The organism is Erythrobacter litoralis (genome assembly GCF_029760855.1).
Classification (GTDB): Bacteria; Pseudomonadota; Alphaproteobacteria; order Sphingomonadales; family Sphingomonadaceae; genus Qipengyuania; species Qipengyuania litoralis_A.
The window spans coordinates 112796-131251 of the sequence record NZ_SOSI01000002.1 but is presented as its reverse complement, the minus strand read 5'-3'; the positions used below and the strand labels follow the sequence as shown (position 1 = coordinate 131251).

Annotated in this window: 19 protein-coding genes; all 19 read left to right on the top strand. The window is 59.8% G+C overall.

Translation table 11 applies throughout. The features are described from left to right. Positions 1-10 precede the first annotated feature (10 nt). The 19 genes from E3U23_RS03545 (at position 11) to E3U23_RS03455 (ending at position 18439) form a co-directional block, all read left to right on the top strand. A complete protein-coding gene (locus E3U23_RS03545; RefSeq protein ID WP_279349828.1) occupies positions 11-862 on the top strand; it encodes an NADH-quinone oxidoreductase subunit C in 852 nt (283 codons plus the stop codon). After that, positions 862-1404 (top strand): hypothetical protein, encoded by a 543-nt coding sequence (locus tag E3U23_RS03540; RefSeq protein WP_279349827.1) that lies wholly within the window; start codon positions 862-864, stop codon positions 1402-1404. Before E3U23_RS03545 ends, E3U23_RS03540 begins: the two co-directional genes overlap by 1 nt. Beyond that, positions 1401-2618: an NADH-quinone oxidoreductase subunit D gene (locus E3U23_RS03535; protein WP_279349826.1), complete on the top strand. Its 1218-nt coding sequence runs from the start codon at positions 1401-1403 to the stop codon at positions 2616-2618. The genes E3U23_RS03540 and E3U23_RS03535 overlap by 4 nt, the downstream gene beginning before the upstream one ends. Positions 2619-2813: 195 nt before the next feature. After that, positions 2814-3482: a complex I 24 kDa subunit family protein gene (locus E3U23_RS03530; RefSeq protein WP_279349824.1), complete on the top strand. Its 669-nt coding sequence runs from the start codon at positions 2814-2816 to the stop codon at positions 3480-3482. Further along, a complete protein-coding gene (locus E3U23_RS03525) occupies positions 3479-3658 on the top strand; it encodes a hypothetical protein (protein ID WP_279349823.1) in 180 nt (59 codons plus the stop codon). The genes E3U23_RS03530 and E3U23_RS03525 overlap by 4 nt, the downstream gene beginning before the upstream one ends. Beyond that, positions 3658-3795 (top strand): hypothetical protein, encoded by a 138-nt coding sequence (locus E3U23_RS03520; RefSeq protein WP_279349822.1) that lies wholly within the window; start codon positions 3658-3660, stop codon positions 3793-3795. The genes E3U23_RS03525 and E3U23_RS03520 overlap by 1 nt, the downstream gene beginning before the upstream one ends. After that, positions 3795-5087 (top strand): NADH-quinone oxidoreductase subunit NuoF, encoded by a 1293-nt coding sequence (nuoF, locus tag E3U23_RS03515; RefSeq protein ID WP_279349821.1) that lies wholly within the window; start codon positions 3795-3797, stop codon positions 5085-5087. The genes E3U23_RS03520 and nuoF overlap by 1 nt, the downstream gene beginning before the upstream one ends. After that, a complete protein-coding gene (nuoG, locus tag E3U23_RS03510) occupies positions 5087-7102 on the top strand; it encodes an NADH-quinone oxidoreductase subunit NuoG (RefSeq protein WP_279349820.1) in 2016 nt (671 codons plus the stop codon). The genes nuoF and nuoG overlap by 1 nt, the downstream gene beginning before the upstream one ends. Further along, positions 7099-8148 carry an NADH-quinone oxidoreductase subunit NuoH gene (gene nuoH / locus E3U23_RS03505; protein ID WP_279349819.1) on the top strand — a complete coding sequence of 350 codons (1050 nt, stop codon included), beginning with the start codon at positions 7099-7101 and terminating at the stop codon, positions 8146-8148. Before nuoG ends, nuoH begins: the two co-directional genes overlap by 4 nt. Further along, positions 8145-8768: a hypothetical protein gene (locus E3U23_RS03500; RefSeq protein ID WP_279349818.1), complete on the top strand. Its 624-nt coding sequence runs from the start codon at positions 8145-8147 to the stop codon at positions 8766-8768. The genes nuoH and E3U23_RS03500 overlap by 4 nt, the downstream gene beginning before the upstream one ends. Continuing rightward, a complete protein-coding gene (gene nuoI / locus E3U23_RS03495) occupies positions 8765-9250 on the top strand; it encodes an NADH-quinone oxidoreductase subunit NuoI (RefSeq protein WP_279349817.1) in 486 nt (161 codons plus the stop codon). Before E3U23_RS03500 ends, nuoI begins: the two co-directional genes overlap by 4 nt. A 26-nt stretch (positions 9251-9276) precedes the next feature. Next, entirely contained in the window at positions 9277-9897 is a 621-nt protein-coding gene (locus tag E3U23_RS03490; RefSeq protein ID WP_279349816.1) for an NADH-quinone oxidoreductase subunit J, read from the top strand. Beyond that, positions 9894-10199 (top strand): NADH-quinone oxidoreductase subunit NuoK, encoded by a 306-nt coding sequence (gene nuoK, locus E3U23_RS03485; RefSeq protein ID WP_279349815.1) that lies wholly within the window; start codon positions 9894-9896, stop codon positions 10197-10199. The genes E3U23_RS03490 and nuoK overlap by 4 nt, the downstream gene beginning before the upstream one ends. A 10-nt stretch (positions 10200-10209) precedes the next feature. After that, complete coding sequence (gene nuoL, locus E3U23_RS03480; protein ID WP_279349814.1) at positions 10210-12264, top strand: NADH-quinone oxidoreductase subunit L; 2055 nt, start codon at positions 10210-10212, stop codon at positions 12262-12264. Further along, positions 12249-13811 carry an NADH-quinone oxidoreductase subunit M gene (locus E3U23_RS03475; protein ID WP_279349813.1) on the top strand — a complete coding sequence of 521 codons (1563 nt, stop codon included), beginning with the start codon at positions 12249-12251 and terminating at the stop codon, positions 13809-13811. Before nuoL ends, E3U23_RS03475 begins: the two co-directional genes overlap by 16 nt. Continuing rightward, entirely contained in the window at positions 13811-15274 is a 1464-nt protein-coding gene (nuoN, locus tag E3U23_RS03470) for an NADH-quinone oxidoreductase subunit NuoN (RefSeq protein ID WP_279349812.1), read from the top strand. Before E3U23_RS03475 ends, nuoN begins: the two co-directional genes overlap by 1 nt. Further along, the gene (locus tag E3U23_RS03465; protein WP_279349811.1) at positions 15271-15993 is read left to right on the top strand and encodes a biotin--[acetyl-CoA-carboxylase] ligase; all 723 of its coding nucleotides are present in this window, start codon (positions 15271-15273) and stop codon (positions 15991-15993) included. Before nuoN ends, E3U23_RS03465 begins: the two co-directional genes overlap by 4 nt. Positions 15994-15995: 2 nt before the next feature. Further along, the gene (locus E3U23_RS03460; RefSeq protein ID WP_279349810.1) at positions 15996-16793 is read left to right on the top strand and encodes a type III pantothenate kinase; all 798 of its coding nucleotides are present in this window, start codon (positions 15996-15998) and stop codon (positions 16791-16793) included. After that, entirely contained in the window at positions 16790-18439 is a 1650-nt protein-coding gene (locus tag E3U23_RS03455) for a ribonuclease J (protein WP_279349809.1), read from the top strand. The genes E3U23_RS03460 and E3U23_RS03455 overlap by 4 nt, the downstream gene beginning before the upstream one ends. The last annotated feature ends 17 nt before the right edge of the window (positions 18440-18456 follow it).

The window sequence follows — 18456 nt, the reverse complement described above, 5'->3', positions numbered from 1 at the left end:
GGTTCAGGCGATGACGACGCTGCACTCTGCCCCGCGCTTCACGCAGATCGACGGGCTTCAGGCAACCTTGTCGAACGCGATCGGCGATGCGCTCGAGCATGCGCACGACGAGCATGGCGAGTTGATGTTTCGCGTGCGCCGCGAAAGCATCGCCGACGTTTTACGGATGCTCCGCGACGAATTCGAATACCAGCAGCTCATGGAAATCGCCGGGGTCGATTATCCGGGCAGGCCGGAGCGGTTCGAAGTCGTATACATGTTGCTTTCGGTGACAAAGAACAGCCGCATCATGGTCAAGGTCCGGGCGAGTGAAGACTCCCCGGTGCCGACGCTTACCGGCGTTTGGCCGAATGCCGGGTGGCTGGAACGCGAAGTGTTCGACATGTACGGCGTGCTGTTCGACGGCAACACCGACCTCCGCCGGATCCTCACCGATTACGGGTTCGAGGGACATCCTTTCCGTAAGGACTTCCCGCTTACCGGCTATGTGGAACTGCGCTATTCGGAAGACGAAAAGCGCGTTGTGTACGAACCCGTCCAGCTCGCGCAGGACTTGCGCCAGTTCGATTTCCTCTCGCCTTGGGAGGGCGCGGATTACGTGCTGCCCGGCGACGAAAAAGCGTCCACCCCGCCAGTCGACGATCCGAAGGTAACGGAAAGTACGAAGGACACCGGAGCTGGTCCAGAAGCCGATGCTAAGGCCGATGAGAAGGTCAGCGCCGGCTCTCCTGCCGAAGAGAATGGCGGTGAAGATCGCACCCCGCCGCCCGAGCCGACCGAGGACCGTCCCGATCGTGCAAAGCGCGAGGGTGAAACTACTGATACGCCGGCTGCTACCACGCCGAAGGAGGTCAAGGACTGATGCGGTTTACCTTCGCAATGGTCGCAGCATGTGCGCTTGCCGCCTGCTCGCAGGAACCCGCAGCCGAACAAGAAGGTGCCGACGATTTCGCGGCGCGCATCGGCGGTGGTGAACAGAGTGGCGCGCCTGAATCCTCGCAGCGAAGGATGGATCTGCCTAACACAGCCGAGACCGCACCGCCGCAGGGCGCCGATGTCACCCAGCTCCAGCAGCTCGGCGATATCGCCAACGTCAATCTCGGCCCGCGCGAAGGCGGCTGCACGTTCATGGAAGGTTCGCGCGAGATGCTTATAGCAGCGGGCCTTCGCGACGGCAGCATTCCCGGCAAGGCCGTGATCCGTGTAGGTGACGGTCTGACCTTGCTCGACAGCGGGCCGGGCGGCCTCGACAGCATCAAGAACGGCACGACCTTCACCGGAGAGGGCGTGACCGTTTCCGTCCAGCCCACCGGTGCCGCCGGACAAAGCCGGCGTGCCCGGATTACGGTCGCGGATGCGGCGGGTACGCGGAAAAGCTACTCCGGCAATTGGATCTGCGCATGAGCCACGCCCTGCAAATCGAAGAGTCGCCCACCACCGGTGACGAAACGATCACCAACTACACGATCAATTTCGGGCCGCAGCACCCTGCCGCGCACGGCGTTCTGCGCATGGTCATGGAACTGGACGGTGAGATCATCGAACGCGTCGATCCGCATGTAGGCCTGCTGCATCGCGGCACCGAAAAGCTGATCGAGAACAAGACCTATCTGCAAGCGCTGCCCTATTTCGACCGGCTCGATTATTGTAGTCCGCTCTGCATGGAGCATAGCTACGTCCTCGCGATCGAGAAGCTGCTCAACATCGAAGTGCCTGAGCGCGCTCAGTATCTACGCGTACTTTTCGCCGAGCTGACTCGCATCTGTAATCATATGCTCAACATCGGTGCGCACGTCATGGACGTCGGTGCGATGACGCCGAACCTGTGGGTGTTCGAGCTGCGCGAAGATTGCATGAACTTCTTCGAGCGGATGAGCGGCGCGCGGATGCACCATGCCTATCTGCGCCCGGGCGGCGTCCACCAGGACGTGCCGGAAAAGCTGCTGGTCGATATAGGAGACTGGCTCGACAATCGCCTTCCCGAACTGTTCGGCGATGCGATGAGCCTCGTCACCGGCAACCGCATCTTCAAGCAGCGCAATGTCGATATCGCCGTGGTGAGCAAGGAAGACGCGCTGGCATGGGGCTTCTCCGGCCCGATGATCCGCGCCGCCGGCATCCCGTGGGACTTGCGCAAGTCGCAGCCCTACGAGGTGTACGACCGGATGGAGTTCGACATCCCCGTCGGCACGAATTCCGACTGCTACGATCGCTTCATGGTTCGCGTGAACGAGGTTTACGAGAGCAAGAAAATCATCAAGCAGTGCCTCGCACAGATTCCCACCGGACCGATCGCGAGCGACGACCGCAAAGTTGCTCCGCCAAAACGTGCGGAGATGAAGCAGTCGATGGAAGCACTGATTCATCACTTCAAGCTCTACACCGAGGGCTTCCACGTGCCCGCCGGAGAGGTCTACGTTGCGACCGAAAGCCCCAAGGGCGAGTTCGGCGTTTATCTGGTAAGCGATGGGTCGAACAAACCCTATCGTTGCAAGATCCGCCCGACGGCCTTCAGCCATTTGCAGGCGATGGACATGATGTGCCGCGGCCATATGCTGCCCGACGCGACCGCCATTTTGGGCGCGATCGACGTGGTGTTCGGGGAGTGTGACCGGTGAGCAAAACAAGTTTTCTTGATTTGCTCGACAAGTTGCGGTGCGCGACGGCTGGCTCCTACCTTACCTTGATCGGACTCCGCCTTGCCGGATACGGTGGCCTCGAAGGCTTTTCCCGGACCGTGTTTGCGGTGTTTACCCTGAATTTGCTCTTTTCAGTATTTGTAAGACGGAATCGTTCTGCTTTGAGATATACCAATGGCTGACCGTTCCCCGGCACCCGACACTCCCGAACTTCGCGATCGCTGGGGAGGCTTTGCGTTTACGGAAACCTACAAGGCAAAGGCCGACGAGGCGATCGCGCGTTATCCGGATGGACGCCAGAAATCGGCGGTAATGCCGCTGCTTGACCTTGCCCAGCGGCAGGTCGGCGAGGAGACGGACACGCAGGGTTGGTTGCCGCTTCCGGTAATCGAATATGTCGCCGAGTATCTCGACATGCCGGTAATCCGCGTGCTCGAGGTCGCGACCTTCTACTTTATGTACAATCTGAAGCCGGTCGGGAAGTATCACGTGCAGGTTTGCGGCACGACGCCGTGCATGCTGCGCGGCTCGGATGCTTTGTTCGAAACCTGCAAGAAGCGCGGCATGGTGAAAGGCCACGTCTCGCAAGACGGCCTCTGGACCCTTACCGAGGTCGAATGCATGGGCAATTGCGCCACCGCGCCGATGGCCCAGATCAACGACGATAATTACGAAGACCTTACGCCGGAACGTCTCGACGCGGTTCTCGATGCGCTGGCCGCCGGCGAACAGCCGAAGCCCGGCACACAGGAGCCAGGCCGCCACACCAGCGAGCCGTCAGATGGTGTAACGACACTGAAAGAGATGGTCGACGCTAACTACGATTATCGGAGCGAATGGTGAAAAAACGCAATTCGCCGATGATCTGGATAGGTGTCACCCTGATCGTGGTCGGCATCCTGATCGATGTCTTCAGTACATCCTACGTAATTGGCACCGCACTGATTGTAGTCGGAGCGCTTCTGGTCGCGTTGCAGGCTGGTAAAGGCAAGCCGAAGGGTGGGGAGAGCGACCACTGATGGACATCGTTACCATCATTATCGCGCTGGTCGCGGTTTTCATCGCATGGAAGGTGCTCGCGGGCGTTGTTAAGACTATCGCGCTCGTAGGCATTCTGATCGTCGCGGCAATCGTCGTATTCGGAGGAATGGGCTGATGCTCGCTGACAAGGACCGTATCTTTACCAACCTCTACGGATTCCAGGACTGGGGCCTGAAAGCGGCGCAGCAGCGCGGCGACTGGGACGATACGAAGGCACTGCTCGGCCGCGGGCAGGATGCGATCATCGAAGAGATCAAGGCGTCTGGGCTACGTGGCCGGGGCGGGGCGGGCTTCCCGACGGGCCTCAAATGGTCGTTCATGCCGAAGGAGAGCAAGGACGGTCGCCCAAGCTTCCTCGTCATCAATGCCGACGAATCCGAACCCGGTTCCTGCAAGGACCGGGAAATCATCCGCCACGATCCGCATAAGCTGATCGAGGGCGCTTTGGTTGCCGGCTACGCGATGCGGGCACGCGCCGCCTACATCTACATTCGCGGCGAATATATTCGCGAGGCCGAGACATTGCAGGCCGCGATCGACGAGGCGTACGATGCCGGACTGATCGGCAAGAACGCCAGCGGTTCGGGCTACGATTACGACGTGTTCCTGCATCGCGGGGCAGGCGCCTATATCTGCGGCGAAGAAACTGCGATGATCGAAAGCCTCGAAGGCAAGAAGGGCCAGCCGCGCCTTAAGCCGCCCTTCCCGGCGGGCGCTGGTCTTTATGGCTGCCCCACCACGGTTAACAATGTCGAAAGCATCGCCGTAACACCCACGATCCTCCGGCGCGGCGCTTCATGGTTTTCCAGTTTCGGGCGTGAGGGCAATGCGGGCACCAAGCTGTTCCAGATCAGCGGCCACGTCGAACAGCCGTGCGTCGTCGAAGAGGCGATGAGCATCCCGTTCAGCGAACTGATCGAGAAGCATTGCGGCGGCATTACCGGGGGGCGCGACAACCTCCTCGCGGTCATTCCGGGCGGATCGTCGGTGCCTTTGGTTCCGGCTGAACAGATCTGGGATGCGCCGATGGACTTTGACGGGCTTAAAGAACTCGGTTCAGGCCTCGGCACGGCGGCGGTCATTGTGATGGACAAATCGACCGACATCGTCCGTGCAATCTCGCGTCTCTCCTATTTCTACAAGCACGAGAGCTGCGGCCAGTGCACCCCCTGCCGTGAAGGCACGGGGTGGATGTGGCGCATGATGGAGCGTTTGCGCGATGGCGATGCGGCAATCGAGGAAATCGATATGCTGCAGCAGGTCACGAAGCAGGTGGAAGGCCACACCATCTGCGCACTTGGCGATGCTGCGGCCTGGCCGATTCAAGGCCTGATCCGTCACTTTCGCCCCGAACTGGAACGTCGCATCGAGGAGCATAATGCACAATTCGCGGAGGCGGCGGAATAATGCCTAAAGTTACCGTAGATGGCCAGGAAATCGAAGTTCCCGACGGCGCGACCGTCCTGCAGGCTTGCGAGCTTGCCGGGAAGGAAATCCCGCGCTTCTGCTATCATGAACGTCTCAGCATCGCTGGCAATTGCCGTATGTGCTTGGTCGAGGTGAAACCCGGACCGCCAAAGCCGCAGGCAAGTTGTGCGCTTCCGGCGGCGGACGGACAGGAGATCCGCACCGACACCAAGATGGTCAAGACCGCGCGCGAAGGGGTGATGGAGTTCCTCCTCATCAACCATCCGCTCGATTGCCCGATCTGCGACCAAGGCGGCGAGTGCGACTTGCAGGACCAGTCGATGACCTATGGTCGCGGCGCTACGCGCTATCATGAGAACAAGCGCGCTGTAACCGAGAAATATATGGGCCCGCTGATCAAGACGATCATGACCCGCTGCATCCACTGCACACGCTGTGTCCGCTTTTCCGAAGAGATCGCCGGGGTGGACGAGATCGGCGCGGTCGGCCGCGGCGAGGACATGCAGATTACAACCTATCTCGAACAGGCGGCGGAGCATGAGCTTAGCGCCAATGTGATCGACCTGTGCCCGGTCGGCGCTTTGACCTCCCGCCCTTACGCGTTCGAGGCGCGTCCGTGGGAATTGAAGAAAACGATGAGCATCGACGTATCCGATGCTGTCGGCGCCAATATCCGGCTCGATAGTCGGGGCCGCGAAGTGATGCGCGCCCTGCCGCGCATAAATGATGCGGTCAACGAGGAGTGGTTGAGCGATAAGGGGCGCTACCAAGTCGATGGGCTTGGCAAGCGGCGGCTCGACAAGGTGTTTCTGCGCAAGGACGGGAAACTCGCGGCAAGTACGTGGGACGAAGCATTCGGGACGATCGCGGACCGGCTTGGTTCGGACAAATCGTCCATCGGGGCGGTCGCAGGCGACATGCTCGATTGCGAGACCATGTTCGCTGCCAAGGCGCTTATAAAGGCATGCGGTTCCTCGTTTATCGAAGGTCGCCAGACCGGGATGAACTACGATGTGTCCAACCTCGCTGCCGTAAACTTCAACAGCGGGTTAGCCGGGATCGAAACTGCCGATGCGATCTTGATCGTCGGTAGCCATGTGCGTTGGGAAGCGCCTCTCGTGAACGTTCGCCTGCGCAAGGCGGCGAAGCGCGGTGCGAAGATTTTCCTCGTCGGTCCGCTCTGGGATACGACCTTCCCGGCAGAATTCCTCGGCACCGATCTTGCCGTGCTGAATGATCTGCCTGGCCATGTCAGTGATGCCTTCGAAGCGGCGGAGCGGCCTGCGATCATCATGGGCGGCGCGGCACTGGCGCGCGGCGCGCTGAATGCAGGGCTGGCTTTCGCCGAGACGTTCGGTCTCGTGAAGGAGGATTGGAACGGCTTCAACGTCCTGCATTTCTCGGCGGCGCGAATGGGCGGTTTGATGCTCGGCTTTGCGCAAAGCGGGGGCATGGCGGATATTGCAGCCGCAAACCCTAACGTGCTTCTAAGCCTCGGTGCGGACGAGACGGATTACGCGCCGTTCGCAAATAGCCTGAAGGTCTATATCGGCCACCATGGCGACAAGGGCGCACACGCGGCGGACATTGTTTTGCCGGGTGCCAGCTTCGCGGAGAAGGACGGTACATACGTCAACACCGAGGGCCGGGTGCAATTCGCCGAGAAGGCCGTGTTCGCTCCGGGCGACGCACGTGAGGACTGGACGATTCTGCGGGCACTCGCCGATGCGCTCGGCGTAAAGGTCGGGTTCGACAGCTTCGCCGAGCTTCAATCGGCGATGATCGCGGAAGTGCCGGCACTGGGCGAAGAGGGTGTTGCGTCCTTCGGTGCATTGCCGAAAGCCGACATGAATGCGAAGGCGGAAGGCTCTATCGACCGGTATCCGATCGCGGACTTCTATCTCACCAACCCGATCGCCCGAGCGAGCGCGGTGATGCAGCAATGCTCCGCCGAACTTTTCCATGGCGACGAACTGGCGGAGGCTGCGGAATGACCGCATTCTTCCAATCTCTCGGCCTCACTTACGAGGCGGCGTGGACCATCGCGACCATCGCGGGCATTCTGCTGATTGCGCTGCCGTTGATGCTGGCCGTGGCCTATGTAATCTATGTCGACCGTAAGGTGTGGGCGGCAATCAACTTGCGGCGTGGACCTAATGTGGTCGGCCCCTTTGGCCTGCTGCAAAGCTTTGCCGACGGATTGAAGGTGTTCCTCCAGGAAACCATCATCCCGACTGCGGCGAACAAGGGTATCTTCATCCTCGCGCCGATCGTGACTTTCACCGTGGCACTCGCCGCGTGGGCGGTGATCCCGTTCAGTAGCGGCGCGGTACTGGCGGACATCAATGTCGGCCTGCTCTACATACTCGCGATCAGCTCGCTCTCGGTGTACGGCGTGGTGATGGCGGGGTGGGCGAGTAACTCAAAATACCCGTTCTTCTCCGCCATGCGCGCCGCCGCCCAGATGATCAGCTACGAAGTCTCGATCGGCTTCATCCTGATCTGCGTGGTGCTCTATGCCGGTACGTTCAACCTCAACGAGATCGTCGCCAGCCAGCTCGGACACGGCTTCGGCATTGTGAACGCCTATGCTTTCAACCTGCTGCTGTTCCCGATGTGGGTGATGTTCTTCATCTCTAGCTTGGCCGAAACGCAGCGTGTGCCATTCGACCTCACCGAGGCTGAGAGCGAGCTCGTTGCCGGGTATCAGACCGAATATTCCAGCATGAGCTTCGCGCTGTTCTGGCTCGGCGAATATGCCAACATCCTGTTGATGTGCAGCCTCAACACGCTGCTGTTCTTCGGCGGATGGCTGCCGCCTTTGAACATCGACCTGATCCCCTGGTTCGACATTCCCGGCATCGTGTGGTTCCTGTTGAAGACGTTTTTCTTCTTCTTCATGTTCAGCTGGGTCATGGCGACAGTGCCGCGCTATCGCTACGACCAACTCATGCGGCTTGGTTGGAAGGTTTTCCTGCCGCTGAGCTTGCTGTTCGTGGTCCTGATTTCGGGCTGGCTGATGCTGACGAGGTTTGGATGATCACGTTCAGGTACTTGGCAATATGTGGGTTGGTCACGTCAGGCGCTGTCTGGGCGCAAACTGCGGTCCCGCCATCTGGGCCAACGCCTGAATGGTCTTTTATAAACTACTCGGAAATTTCGACGCCTCCGAAACTCTTCGTAGAATGTGATTTTCGCGATACAAAGGACAAACTCTACAACCTCGTTTTAGAACAAAATGGTGGTACAGTTTATGTCGTAGGAGGTTTCGAAGCATGGAAGGATAGGTCAGAGCGGACCATCCGCGAACTTCCAAAGCAGACTCGTATAATCCATGACGATACAGGGCTGTTTGCAAACGCCGATCTTCCGAGATTTGACGAGTGGTCAGAACCGGTAACTACTAAAGATAAATGGCATACCTTTGAACTTAAGACCGAAAATTTTATGCTTCCGCAGCGTGAAGAATTGCCAACGGTCGTCACGGCTTTCCGAATTCCACCGCCAGCGCCTTCCATCACAAGATCAGGCAAAGTGATCCAATCCGCTGAAGAGGCGCCCGAAAGACCTTTGGCCCTTGCTGGCTTTTGTAAAATTACCGAAGAAATTAATATCTTCACATTCAATGAATTGAACAAGTTAGGATTACAGGCGCAATGAATGTCGCCCATCTCGTAAAGTCGTTCACCCTGTGGGAGTTCGTGAAGGCGCACGCCCTCACGTTGAAGTATTTCTTCAAGCCCAAGGTGACGATCAACTATCCGTTCGAGAAAAACCCGCTCTCCCCGCGCTTTCGCGGCGAACATGCGCTTCGCCGGTATCCTAATGGTGAGGAACGCTGCATCGCGTGCAAGCTGTGCGAAGCGGTCTGTCCGGCGCAAGCGATCACGATCGAAAGCGAGCCGCGCAACGATGGCAGCCGCCGCACTACGCGCTACGATATCGATATGACGAAGTGCATCTATTGCGGCTTCTGCCAGGAAGCGTGCCCGGTGGATGCCATCGTCGAAGGCCCGAACTTCGAATATTCGACTGAAACCCGCGAGGAATTGCTCTACGACAAGGCGAAATTGCTCGCCAACGGGGACAAATGGGAACGCGCCATCGCCGCGAACCTTGAAGCCGACGCGCCCTACCGCTAACCGCCGCCCAACGAATCCGGGGCCACATGATCCAGACCATTGCCTTTTACCTGTTCGCGGTACTCGTGATCGCTTCCGCCGTGATGGTCATCACGGCGCGCAATCCCGTGCACAGCGTGTTGTGGCTCATCCTCGCCTTCTTCAATGCGGCGGGGCTGATGGTCCTTGTCGGCGCCGAGTTCATCGCGATGCTGCTGGTAATCGTTTATGTCGGCGCGGTCGCGGTGTTGTTCCTGTTCGTGGTCATGATGCTCGACATCGACGTCGCGGCCCTGCGGGCGGGGTTCGTCCGGAATTTCCCCCTCGGCCTTGTCATCGCGCTGGTGCTGCTCGCGGAATTGGTGCTGGGCATCGGCGCCTATCGCGCAGGCGAAATCGCATTGGGCACGCCGGTGGCGGGCGCGGCGCAGCCGGTCGTCGCAAGCAATACGGCGGCGATTGGTGCGTTGCTCTATTCGGAATACCTGTTTTTGTTCGAGGCGGCGGGTATCATTCTTTTGGTCGCCATGATCGGAGCAATTGTGCTGACTCACCGCCCGCCCAAGACGCAGCGCGGCCACCAGAATATCTCGAAGCAAAACCAGCGCCGGCCCGAAGATGCGACGGTGATGCGTCAGCCCACGGTGGGCGAGGGGGTCGAGCTATGATCGGTATCGAACATTACGTCGTTGTCAGCGCCATCCTGTTCGTGCTCGGCGTGCTGGGCATTTTCCTCAACCGCAAAAACATCATCGTCATTCTTATGGCGATCGAACTGATCCTGCTTAGCGTGAACCTGAACCTCGTCGCGTTCAGCGCCTTCCTGAACGATCTGGTCGGTCAGATCTTCGCGATGTTCGTGCTGACCGTCGCTGCGGGCGAGGCGGCGATCGGCTTGGCCATCCTCGTCATCTATTTCCGCGGTCGCGGCACCATTGCGGTCGACAGTGTCGACAGGCTGAAAGGGTAGGGCGACCCCCATGATCAAGATCATCGTCTTCCTGCCCCTGCTGGCAGCCATCGTCGCGGGCTTCATCAACAAGTCCGCACCCAGCGTGGTCGCTAAGGGTGTGACCACGGCGGCGCTGTTCATCTCGTGCGCGCTGAGCTGGCCGATCTTCCTGACCTATCTCGGTGGCGGCGTCCCGGCCACCGTCGAGCCGGTATTGCAATGGGTGCAATCGGGCGAACTTCGCTTCGATTGGGCGCTCAGGGTCGATACCCTGACGGCGGTCATGCTGGTAGTCATCACGACCGTATCAGCCTTGGTCCACCTCTACAGCTGGGGCTACATGGACGAGGATCCAGATCAACCGCGCTTCTTCGCCTATCTCTCGCTGTTCACCTTCGCGATGCTGATGCTGGTGACGGCAGACAATCTGGTGCAGATGTTCTTCGGTTGGGAAGGCGTCGGCCTGGCCTCCTACCTTCTTATCGGCTTCTGGTTCAGAAAGCCGAGTGCCAGTGCGGCGGCGATCAAGGCGTTCGTCGTCAACCGTGTCGGCGATCTTGGCTTCATGCTCGGAATTTTCGGTACGTTCTGGGTCTTCGGCACGGTGTCGATCCCCGAAATTCTAGCCGCGGCGCCCGGCATGAGCGGAGCGACGATCGGCTTCCTCGGCATGCGCGTGCAGACGATGGATGTGCTGTGCATCCTTCTCTTCATCGGCGCGATGGGTAAGTCGGCGCAGCTTGGCCTCCACACCTGGCTCCCCGACGCGATGGAAGGGCCGACGCCCGTTTCGGCGCTGATCCACGCGGCGACTATGGTAACGGCCGGCGTGTTCATGGTATGCCGCCTTAGTCCGATGTTCGAGACCGCGCCGGTGGCGCTCGGCCTCGTGACGTTCATCGGGGCGGCCACCTGTATATTCGCCGCCACCGTCGGCACGACCCAGTGGGACATCAAGCGCGTCATCGCCTATTCGACCTGTTCGCAGCTGGGCTACATGTTCTTTGCCGCGGGCGTCGGCGCATATGGCGCGGCGATGTTCCACCTCTTCACGCACGCCTTCTTCAAGGCGCTTCTGTTCCTCGGGGCGGGCAGCGTGATACACGCGATGCACCACGAGCAGGACATGCGCTATTACGGAGCGCTGCGAAAAGAGATACCGTTTACCTTCTGGGGTATGCTGTTCGGCACGTTGGCAATCACCGGCGTCGGCATCTATCATCTCGGCGTGGGTTTTGCGGGCTTCTGGTCGAAGGACGCCATCATCGAGGTTGCGTTCGCGCGCGGCACCGAACTTGGCACATTTGCCTTCTGGATGGGTATTTTCGCGGCGCTCTTGACGAGTTTCTACAGCTGGCGCCTGATGTTTCTGACGTTCTGGGGTCGTCCGCGCTGGGCCGATAGCGAGCATATCCGGCACGCCGTCCATGCGGGACATGGCGAACCGGAAGAACACAATCCGGCGATCCAGGAAGATGCCGGACATGATGTCAGCCACCACGTTCCGTCGCCGAATTACGAAGCCGGTACAGGCGGCTATCATCCGCACGAAAGCCCGATTACAATGCTCGTGCCGCTCGGCGTTCTTTCGTTAGGTGCCATCCTGGCAGGCCAGCTGTTTGCGCCTGCATTCCTGGACAGCGCAGCCTTCTGGAACGGTTCGATCTTCTACAACGAGCCTTTGATCCACGCGATGCATGCGACGCCGTATCTCGTGAAATACGCCGCCGCGATCGTCATGCTGATCGGGCTTTTCGTAGCTTGGCTGGCTTACATCAAAGATACGACCATACCTGAGAAGGGCGCGGACCAACTCGGACCGGTCTATCGCTTCTTCTACAACAAGTGGTATTTCGACGAACTCTATCATTACCTCTTCGTCGTACCCGCCTTCTGGCTCGGTCGGATCTTCTGGAAGTTCGGCGATGTCGGCACGATCGACCGGTTCGGCCCGAACGGCATTGCCTGGATCGTAGAGAAAGGGTCGGTCGGCGCGCACAAGTTCCAGACCGGTTATCTTTACAGCTACGCGCTGGTGATGCTGCTGGGCCTTGTCGCTGCGATCACATGGGTGCTGTTCTGATGGATTTTCCGATCCTCTCGATCATGCTCGCCATTCCGTTCGCAGCGGCGATCGCCTGCCTGTTCCTGTCCGGTCCAGCCGCGCGTATGGTGGCGCTTGGCGCGACGCTGTTCGATCTGGCGTTGGGCATCCTGCTGTGGCTCACTTTCGACATCGGCGGGGCGCAGTGGCAGTTCACCGAGCGTGCCTCGCTGTTCGCAGGTTTCCAGTACGCCCTTGGCATAGACGGGATCGCGCTGTTGCTCATCATGCTCAGCGTGTTCCTGATGCCGATTTGTATCCTCGCCAGTTGGGACAGCATCACCAAACGCGTCGGTGAATACATGGCCGCGTTCCTCCTGATGGAAGTGTTGATGATCGGCGTGTTTGCCGCACAGGACCTTTTCCTGTTCTACATCTTCTTCGAGGCGGGCCTCATTCCGATGTACCTCATTATCGGCGTGTGGGGAGGCGACAACCGCATTTACGCGAGCTACAAGTTCTTTCTCTATACGCTGCTCGGCTCGGTCCTCATGCTGATCGCGATGCTTTGGATGGCGAATGCCGCCGGTACGACCGACATCCCGACGCTGATGCAGTATGACTTCGCGGCCGGTGCGCAGACATGGCTGTGGCTTGCCTTCTTCGCGAGCTTTGCAGTGAAGATGCCGATGTGGCCGGTGCATACCTGGCTCCCCGATGCGCACGTGCAGGCGCCGACCGCGGGTTCGGTCATTCTTGCAGGCGTGCTGCTGAAACTCGGCGGTTACGGCTTCATCCGTTTCAGCCTGCCGATGTTTCCCGATGCGAGTGCGCAGCTTGCGTGGCTGGTTTTCGCCTTGTCGATGGTTGCGGTAATTTATACGTCTCTCGTCGCTTTGGTGCAGGCGGACATGAAGAAGTTGATCGCCTATTCGTCGGTTGCGCACATGGCGATCGTCACCGTAGGCCTGTTTGCGTTCAATGCGCAGGGGCTGGAAGGCGCGATGATGGTCATGCTCGGTCATGGCCTTGTTTCCGGCGCGCTGTTCCTGTGCGTAGGCGTTATCTACGATCGGCTGCATACGCGCGAAATTGCGCGCTATGGCGGGCTCAGCATCAATATGCCACGCTATGCCCTGTTCTTCTTGCTGTTCACCATGGCGAGCATCGGCTTGCCGGGCACCAGCAATTTCGTCGGCGAGTTCCTGGCACTTGCAGGCATTTACCGGGTTTCGACCTTCGTGACGCTCGTCTGCACGACCGGCATTATCCTCGGCGCGGCATACATGCTCTATCTCTATCGCCGGGTCGCATTTGGCGAGCAGAAGAATGCCGATGCAGCGCGGATGCCGGACCTTAACCTACGCGAATGGGCGATGCTCGGGCCGATTGCCGCGGCGACGCTGTGGATGGGTATCTACCCCGAAAGTTTCCTGGCGCCGATGCGCAGCGATATAGCGATGCTCGAAGCGCGGCTCGCGCCTGTCTCGCCGCATTACGATAGCGAACTGGCGGTCGGAACGCCGCGAGAGCGGGCGGCAAATTACGTCGTCGCCGAAGAACACGGCTCGGAAGGGGCGCATTGATGGGGTACGCCAATTCCCTTTACCTGACCTCGGCGGAGATCGGGCTCTCGATCACGGGCCTTGTACTGCTGTTGGTTACGGCATGGACCGGCCGCGGCGCTGCGCGGATAATAACCATTGCGGCGGCGGCTGCGCTGTTCGGCGCGTTGGTTTTCACCGCGTTCATGATGGACGACACGATGCGTGGTCTTGCCGGCTATGCTTTCGGCGACCTGTTCCGAGTAGATGCTTTCTCGTCCCTGTCGAAAATACTGATCTACATCGCGACCATCGCCTGCCTCGTCCTGACACCGCATTACTTCGACCGTCGCGGTGAATATCGCGGTGAGTATCCCGTGCTGATGCTGTTCAGCGCGGTCGGCATGGGCATGATGGTCTCCGCCACCAATCTGATGACGCTCTATATCGGACTAGAGATGTCCAGCCTCGCGTCCTACGTCCTTGCGAGTTTTGCCCGGTCCGATAGCCGGTCGAGCGAAGCGGGCCTCAAATATTTCGTCCTCGGCGGTCTCGCCTCGGGTATCATCCTTTACGGTATAAGCCTGGTCTACGGTTTTTCCGGCACGACGAGCTATGACGGCATCCGCCTGGCGTTCGACACACAGTTCAACACCGGGGCAGTATTCGGCGTTGTATTCGTTCTGGCTGGCGTCGCTTTCAAGGTTGCCGCCGTGCCGTTCCATATGTGGACGCCCGACGTATACGAAGGTGCGCCGACGCCCGTTACCACCTTCTTCGCCAGCGCACCGAAGGTTGCGGCGGTGGCGATGCTGGTTCGCCTGGCGTTCGAACCTTTTGGTGGACAGTCCGGAAGCTGGCAGCAGATCGTCATCTTCGCGGCGCTCGCATCGATCGTGGTGGGTGCGCTTGGGGCTATCGGTCAACAGAACCTCAAACGCCTGCTCGCTTACTCGTCGATCAATAATGTCGGCTTTATCTTGATCGGCCTCGCTGCCGCCACGCCGCAAGGTGCTAGCGCGGTGCTGGTCTATCTTGCGATCTACGTTTTCATGACGCTCGGCAGCTTTGCCGCGCTTCTGATCCTGCGCGATCCCGAAGGCGACAAATTGACAAGTTTCGCCGACATTGCAGGTTTGGCCACACGGAGCCCCGCGCTTGCGTGGTGCCTCCTCGCGTTGATGTTCAGCCTCGCGGGCATTCCCCCGCTTTTCGGCTTCTGGGGCAAGTTCGTGGTGTTCCAAGCCGCCGTCCAAGCCGATATGCTCGCCCTCGCGGCGATCGGTATCGCCGCGAGCGTGATCGGCGCATTCTATTACATCAAGTTCGTCAAGGTGATGTTCTTCGATGAGCCGGGCGAAGTGCGCAGCTTCTCGGCTCCGGTCGGCCATTGGGCGGTACTCGCCTTAAGCGTGCTCGTGGTTTCTCCGCTGGGCTACCTGCTCACGCCGTGGCTCGGCCGTATGGCGGATGCTGCCGGTCTTACGCTGTTCGCGATACCTTGATCGAGACGGTCGCCGAAACCGGTTCGACCAATGCCGACTTCCTGGCGCGGATCGACGCGAACGAAGTGCTGCACGAGGGGACCTGGCTCGTCGCCGACAGGCAAGGGTCGGGGCGCGGACGGCAAGGCCGCGTATGGCAGGATGCGAGCGGCAATTTCATGGGCTCGACGCCGGTCGCGGTAAAGCCCGATGATCCGCCGCCGCATACCCTCTCGCTCGTCGCAGGACTGGCTGTTTATGAAGCGACCGCGCCCCTCATTCCGCCGACAGCGAGAGCGGCGCTCAAATGGCCGAACGACCTGCTGCTGAACGATGCGAAGCTTTCAGGCATCCTTCTTGAACGGAGCCGCGATACGATTATCGTCGGCATCGGCGTCAATCTCTTCAAGGCGCCCGTACTTCCGGAGCGAAAGACCATCGCGCTTTCGCACTTTGGACCTGCACCCGATCGCGACATGTTCGCCCAAAGCCTTGTCGAACGGTTCGCGCAGGAACTGGAACGCTGGCGGACCTACGGGCTCGACCTTCTCATCCGCCGCTGGATGCAGGCTGCCCACTCCCCCGGCACGCTGCTTACTGTGATGCCGCCGGGCGAGGAACCGCTGTCCGGTTCCTTCGCTGGATTGACGAACGAGGGCAACCTTTGTCTCGCGCTGCCGGACGGCGGGGAGCGCGTCATTCATGCAGGCGATGTCGTGCTGCAACAGGAGATCCGCTGATTATGCTGCTCGTTGCCGATGTCGGAAACACAAATGTCGTTTTCGCGCTCTTTGCGAAGGCTCAGGCTGAAGGCGGCACGCCGGACATCAAGGCCCGCTGGCGTATCGCGACCGACCCGCGCCGTACGGGCGACGAATACGCAGTCTGGCTTCTCCAATTGCTCGCTATCGAGGGCTATGCGCGCGAGGATATCACGCGCATCATGATCGGCTCTGTCGTCCCACGGTCGCTGCATAATCTCACCGTACTGTCGCAGAAATATTTCGGTGTCGAACCGATGATCGCGGGCGAGGGCGGGGCGGCTTGGCCCATCTCCATCGATGTTGACGAGCCGCGGTCGCTTGGCGCGGACCGCGCGCTCAATGCCATTGCGGCCCATCGCAAATATGAGGGCGACTTGATCGTGATCGATTTCGGCACGGCGACAACGATCGACGCGGTCGATTTCAACGGCGCCTATAAAGGCGGCATCATCGCGCCGGGCATCACCCTTTCGCTCGACGCCCTCGTCGGCAACACGGCTAAACTCCCGCGCATCGCGATCCGCAAACCCGATAGCGATAGCGTTATCGGTCGCAATACCGAGGACCAGATGCAGGTCGGCGTCTTCTGGGGCTACGTCGCGTTGATCGAGGGCCTGATCGAGCGAATGCGGCGCGAAATCGGCCGCCCCGTGAAGGTCGTTGCGACCGGAGGCCTTGCTATCCTGTTTGACGAGCATACCTCCATGTTCGACGCAGTCGATAGCGACCTCACCATAGAAGGGCTGGCGATCCTCGCCGGAAACGCCGCCACATGAAGAAGAATTACGCGCCCGAAGACGAATTGCTGTTCCTAGCCCTCGGGGGATCGGGAGAGATCGGCATGAACGTCAATCTCTATGGCTGTCAGGGCAAATGGCTGATGGTCGATCTTGGCATGACCTTTAGCGGCGGCGAATATCCCGGCGTCGATCTAGTCTTCGCCGACCTCGAATTCATTGAAGACCGGCTCGACCAGCTTGAAGCTCTCGTCGTCACGCACGCGCATGAAGATCACATCGGGGCGATCCCGTATTTCGCCGCCGACCTCGGCGTGCCGATCTATGCAACGCCCTTCACGATGGACCTCATAAAACGCAAGCTGGCGGAAGCGGGGCTCGACGGCGAGATCGAACTGCATACGATCGACGAGGACCACGGCATCTTCGATGTCGGGCCGTTCAAGGTGACCTATCTTCCGCTCGCACACTCGATCGCGGAAGGGAACGCGCTTTTAATCGAAACGCCGCATGGAAAGATCTTCCACACAGGAGACTGGAAGCTCGACGAAGATCCAATCATCGGCGAACCAACGACCGAAGACGAGCTGGCCGAGATCGGCGACGAGGGCGTTCTCGCATTGGTATGCGACAGCACCAATGTCTTCAATCCGGCCCCCAGCGGATCGGAAGGTGCGGTATACAAGGGCTTACTTGAAGAGGTTCAGAAGCACTCGGGCAAACGTGTGCTGGTCACGACGTTTGCAAGCAATGTGGCGCGGCTACAAACTTTGGGCGATGTAGCGCGGGAGACCGGACGGCAACTATGTGTCGCGGGTCGATCGCTCGACCGCATCATGGAGGTCGCACAGGACAATGGCTATCTCGCCGAATTTCCGCAGGTTATCGATTGGGACGCAGCGATGCGCCTCCCGCGTGGCGAGGTGCTGATTCTCGCGACGGGAGGGCAGGGAGAACCGCGCGCCGCGCTTTCGCGAATTGCGGAAGAAAACCATCCGATCGAACTCGTTCGCGGGGATGTAGTGCTGTTTTCCAGTCGCCAGATACCGGGCAACGAGATCGCCATCGGCGCCATTCAGAACAAGCTCGCCGAACGTGGGATCACGATGGTGACCGATCGGCAAAGCATGATCCACGTTTCGGGCCATCCGGGGCGCCCGGAACTCGAAGCGCTTTACGGTTGGCTCCGACCTGAAGTTCTCGTGCCGGTGCATGGGGAGATGCGGCACATGCAAGAGCAGGCGCGGCTCGGCAAGGCGAACGCCATTCCCCATGCTGTCGTACAACAGAACGGAGACATCGTTCGCCTCGCTCCCGGCAAGCCCGAAACCGTCGCGCAGGTTCGCGCAGGACGGCTTGTGCTGGACGGCGATCTAATTGTGCCTGCTGATGGAGAGACAATGGCGATGCGCAGGCGCTTGATGCGCGACGGTGTGATCGTAGTCGCATTGGATCGCGCGCTCGAGGCCCAAATAGAGACACTCGGTCTCCCGCTAGATGAAGATCATGACGACTTCGTTGCCGAAGCGCGTGCGGATATTGGCAAGGCAATCGCCAAACTAAAAGGCGCGGACCGCAAATCACGCGACGCCATTCACGAGGCGGCGCGTCTCGCCACTCGTAGGACGGCGCAGAGGTGGTCGGGCAAGAAGCCACAAGTTCGAGTCCTGCTCCCGGCAGCATAAGCGCGATGTCGTTACCG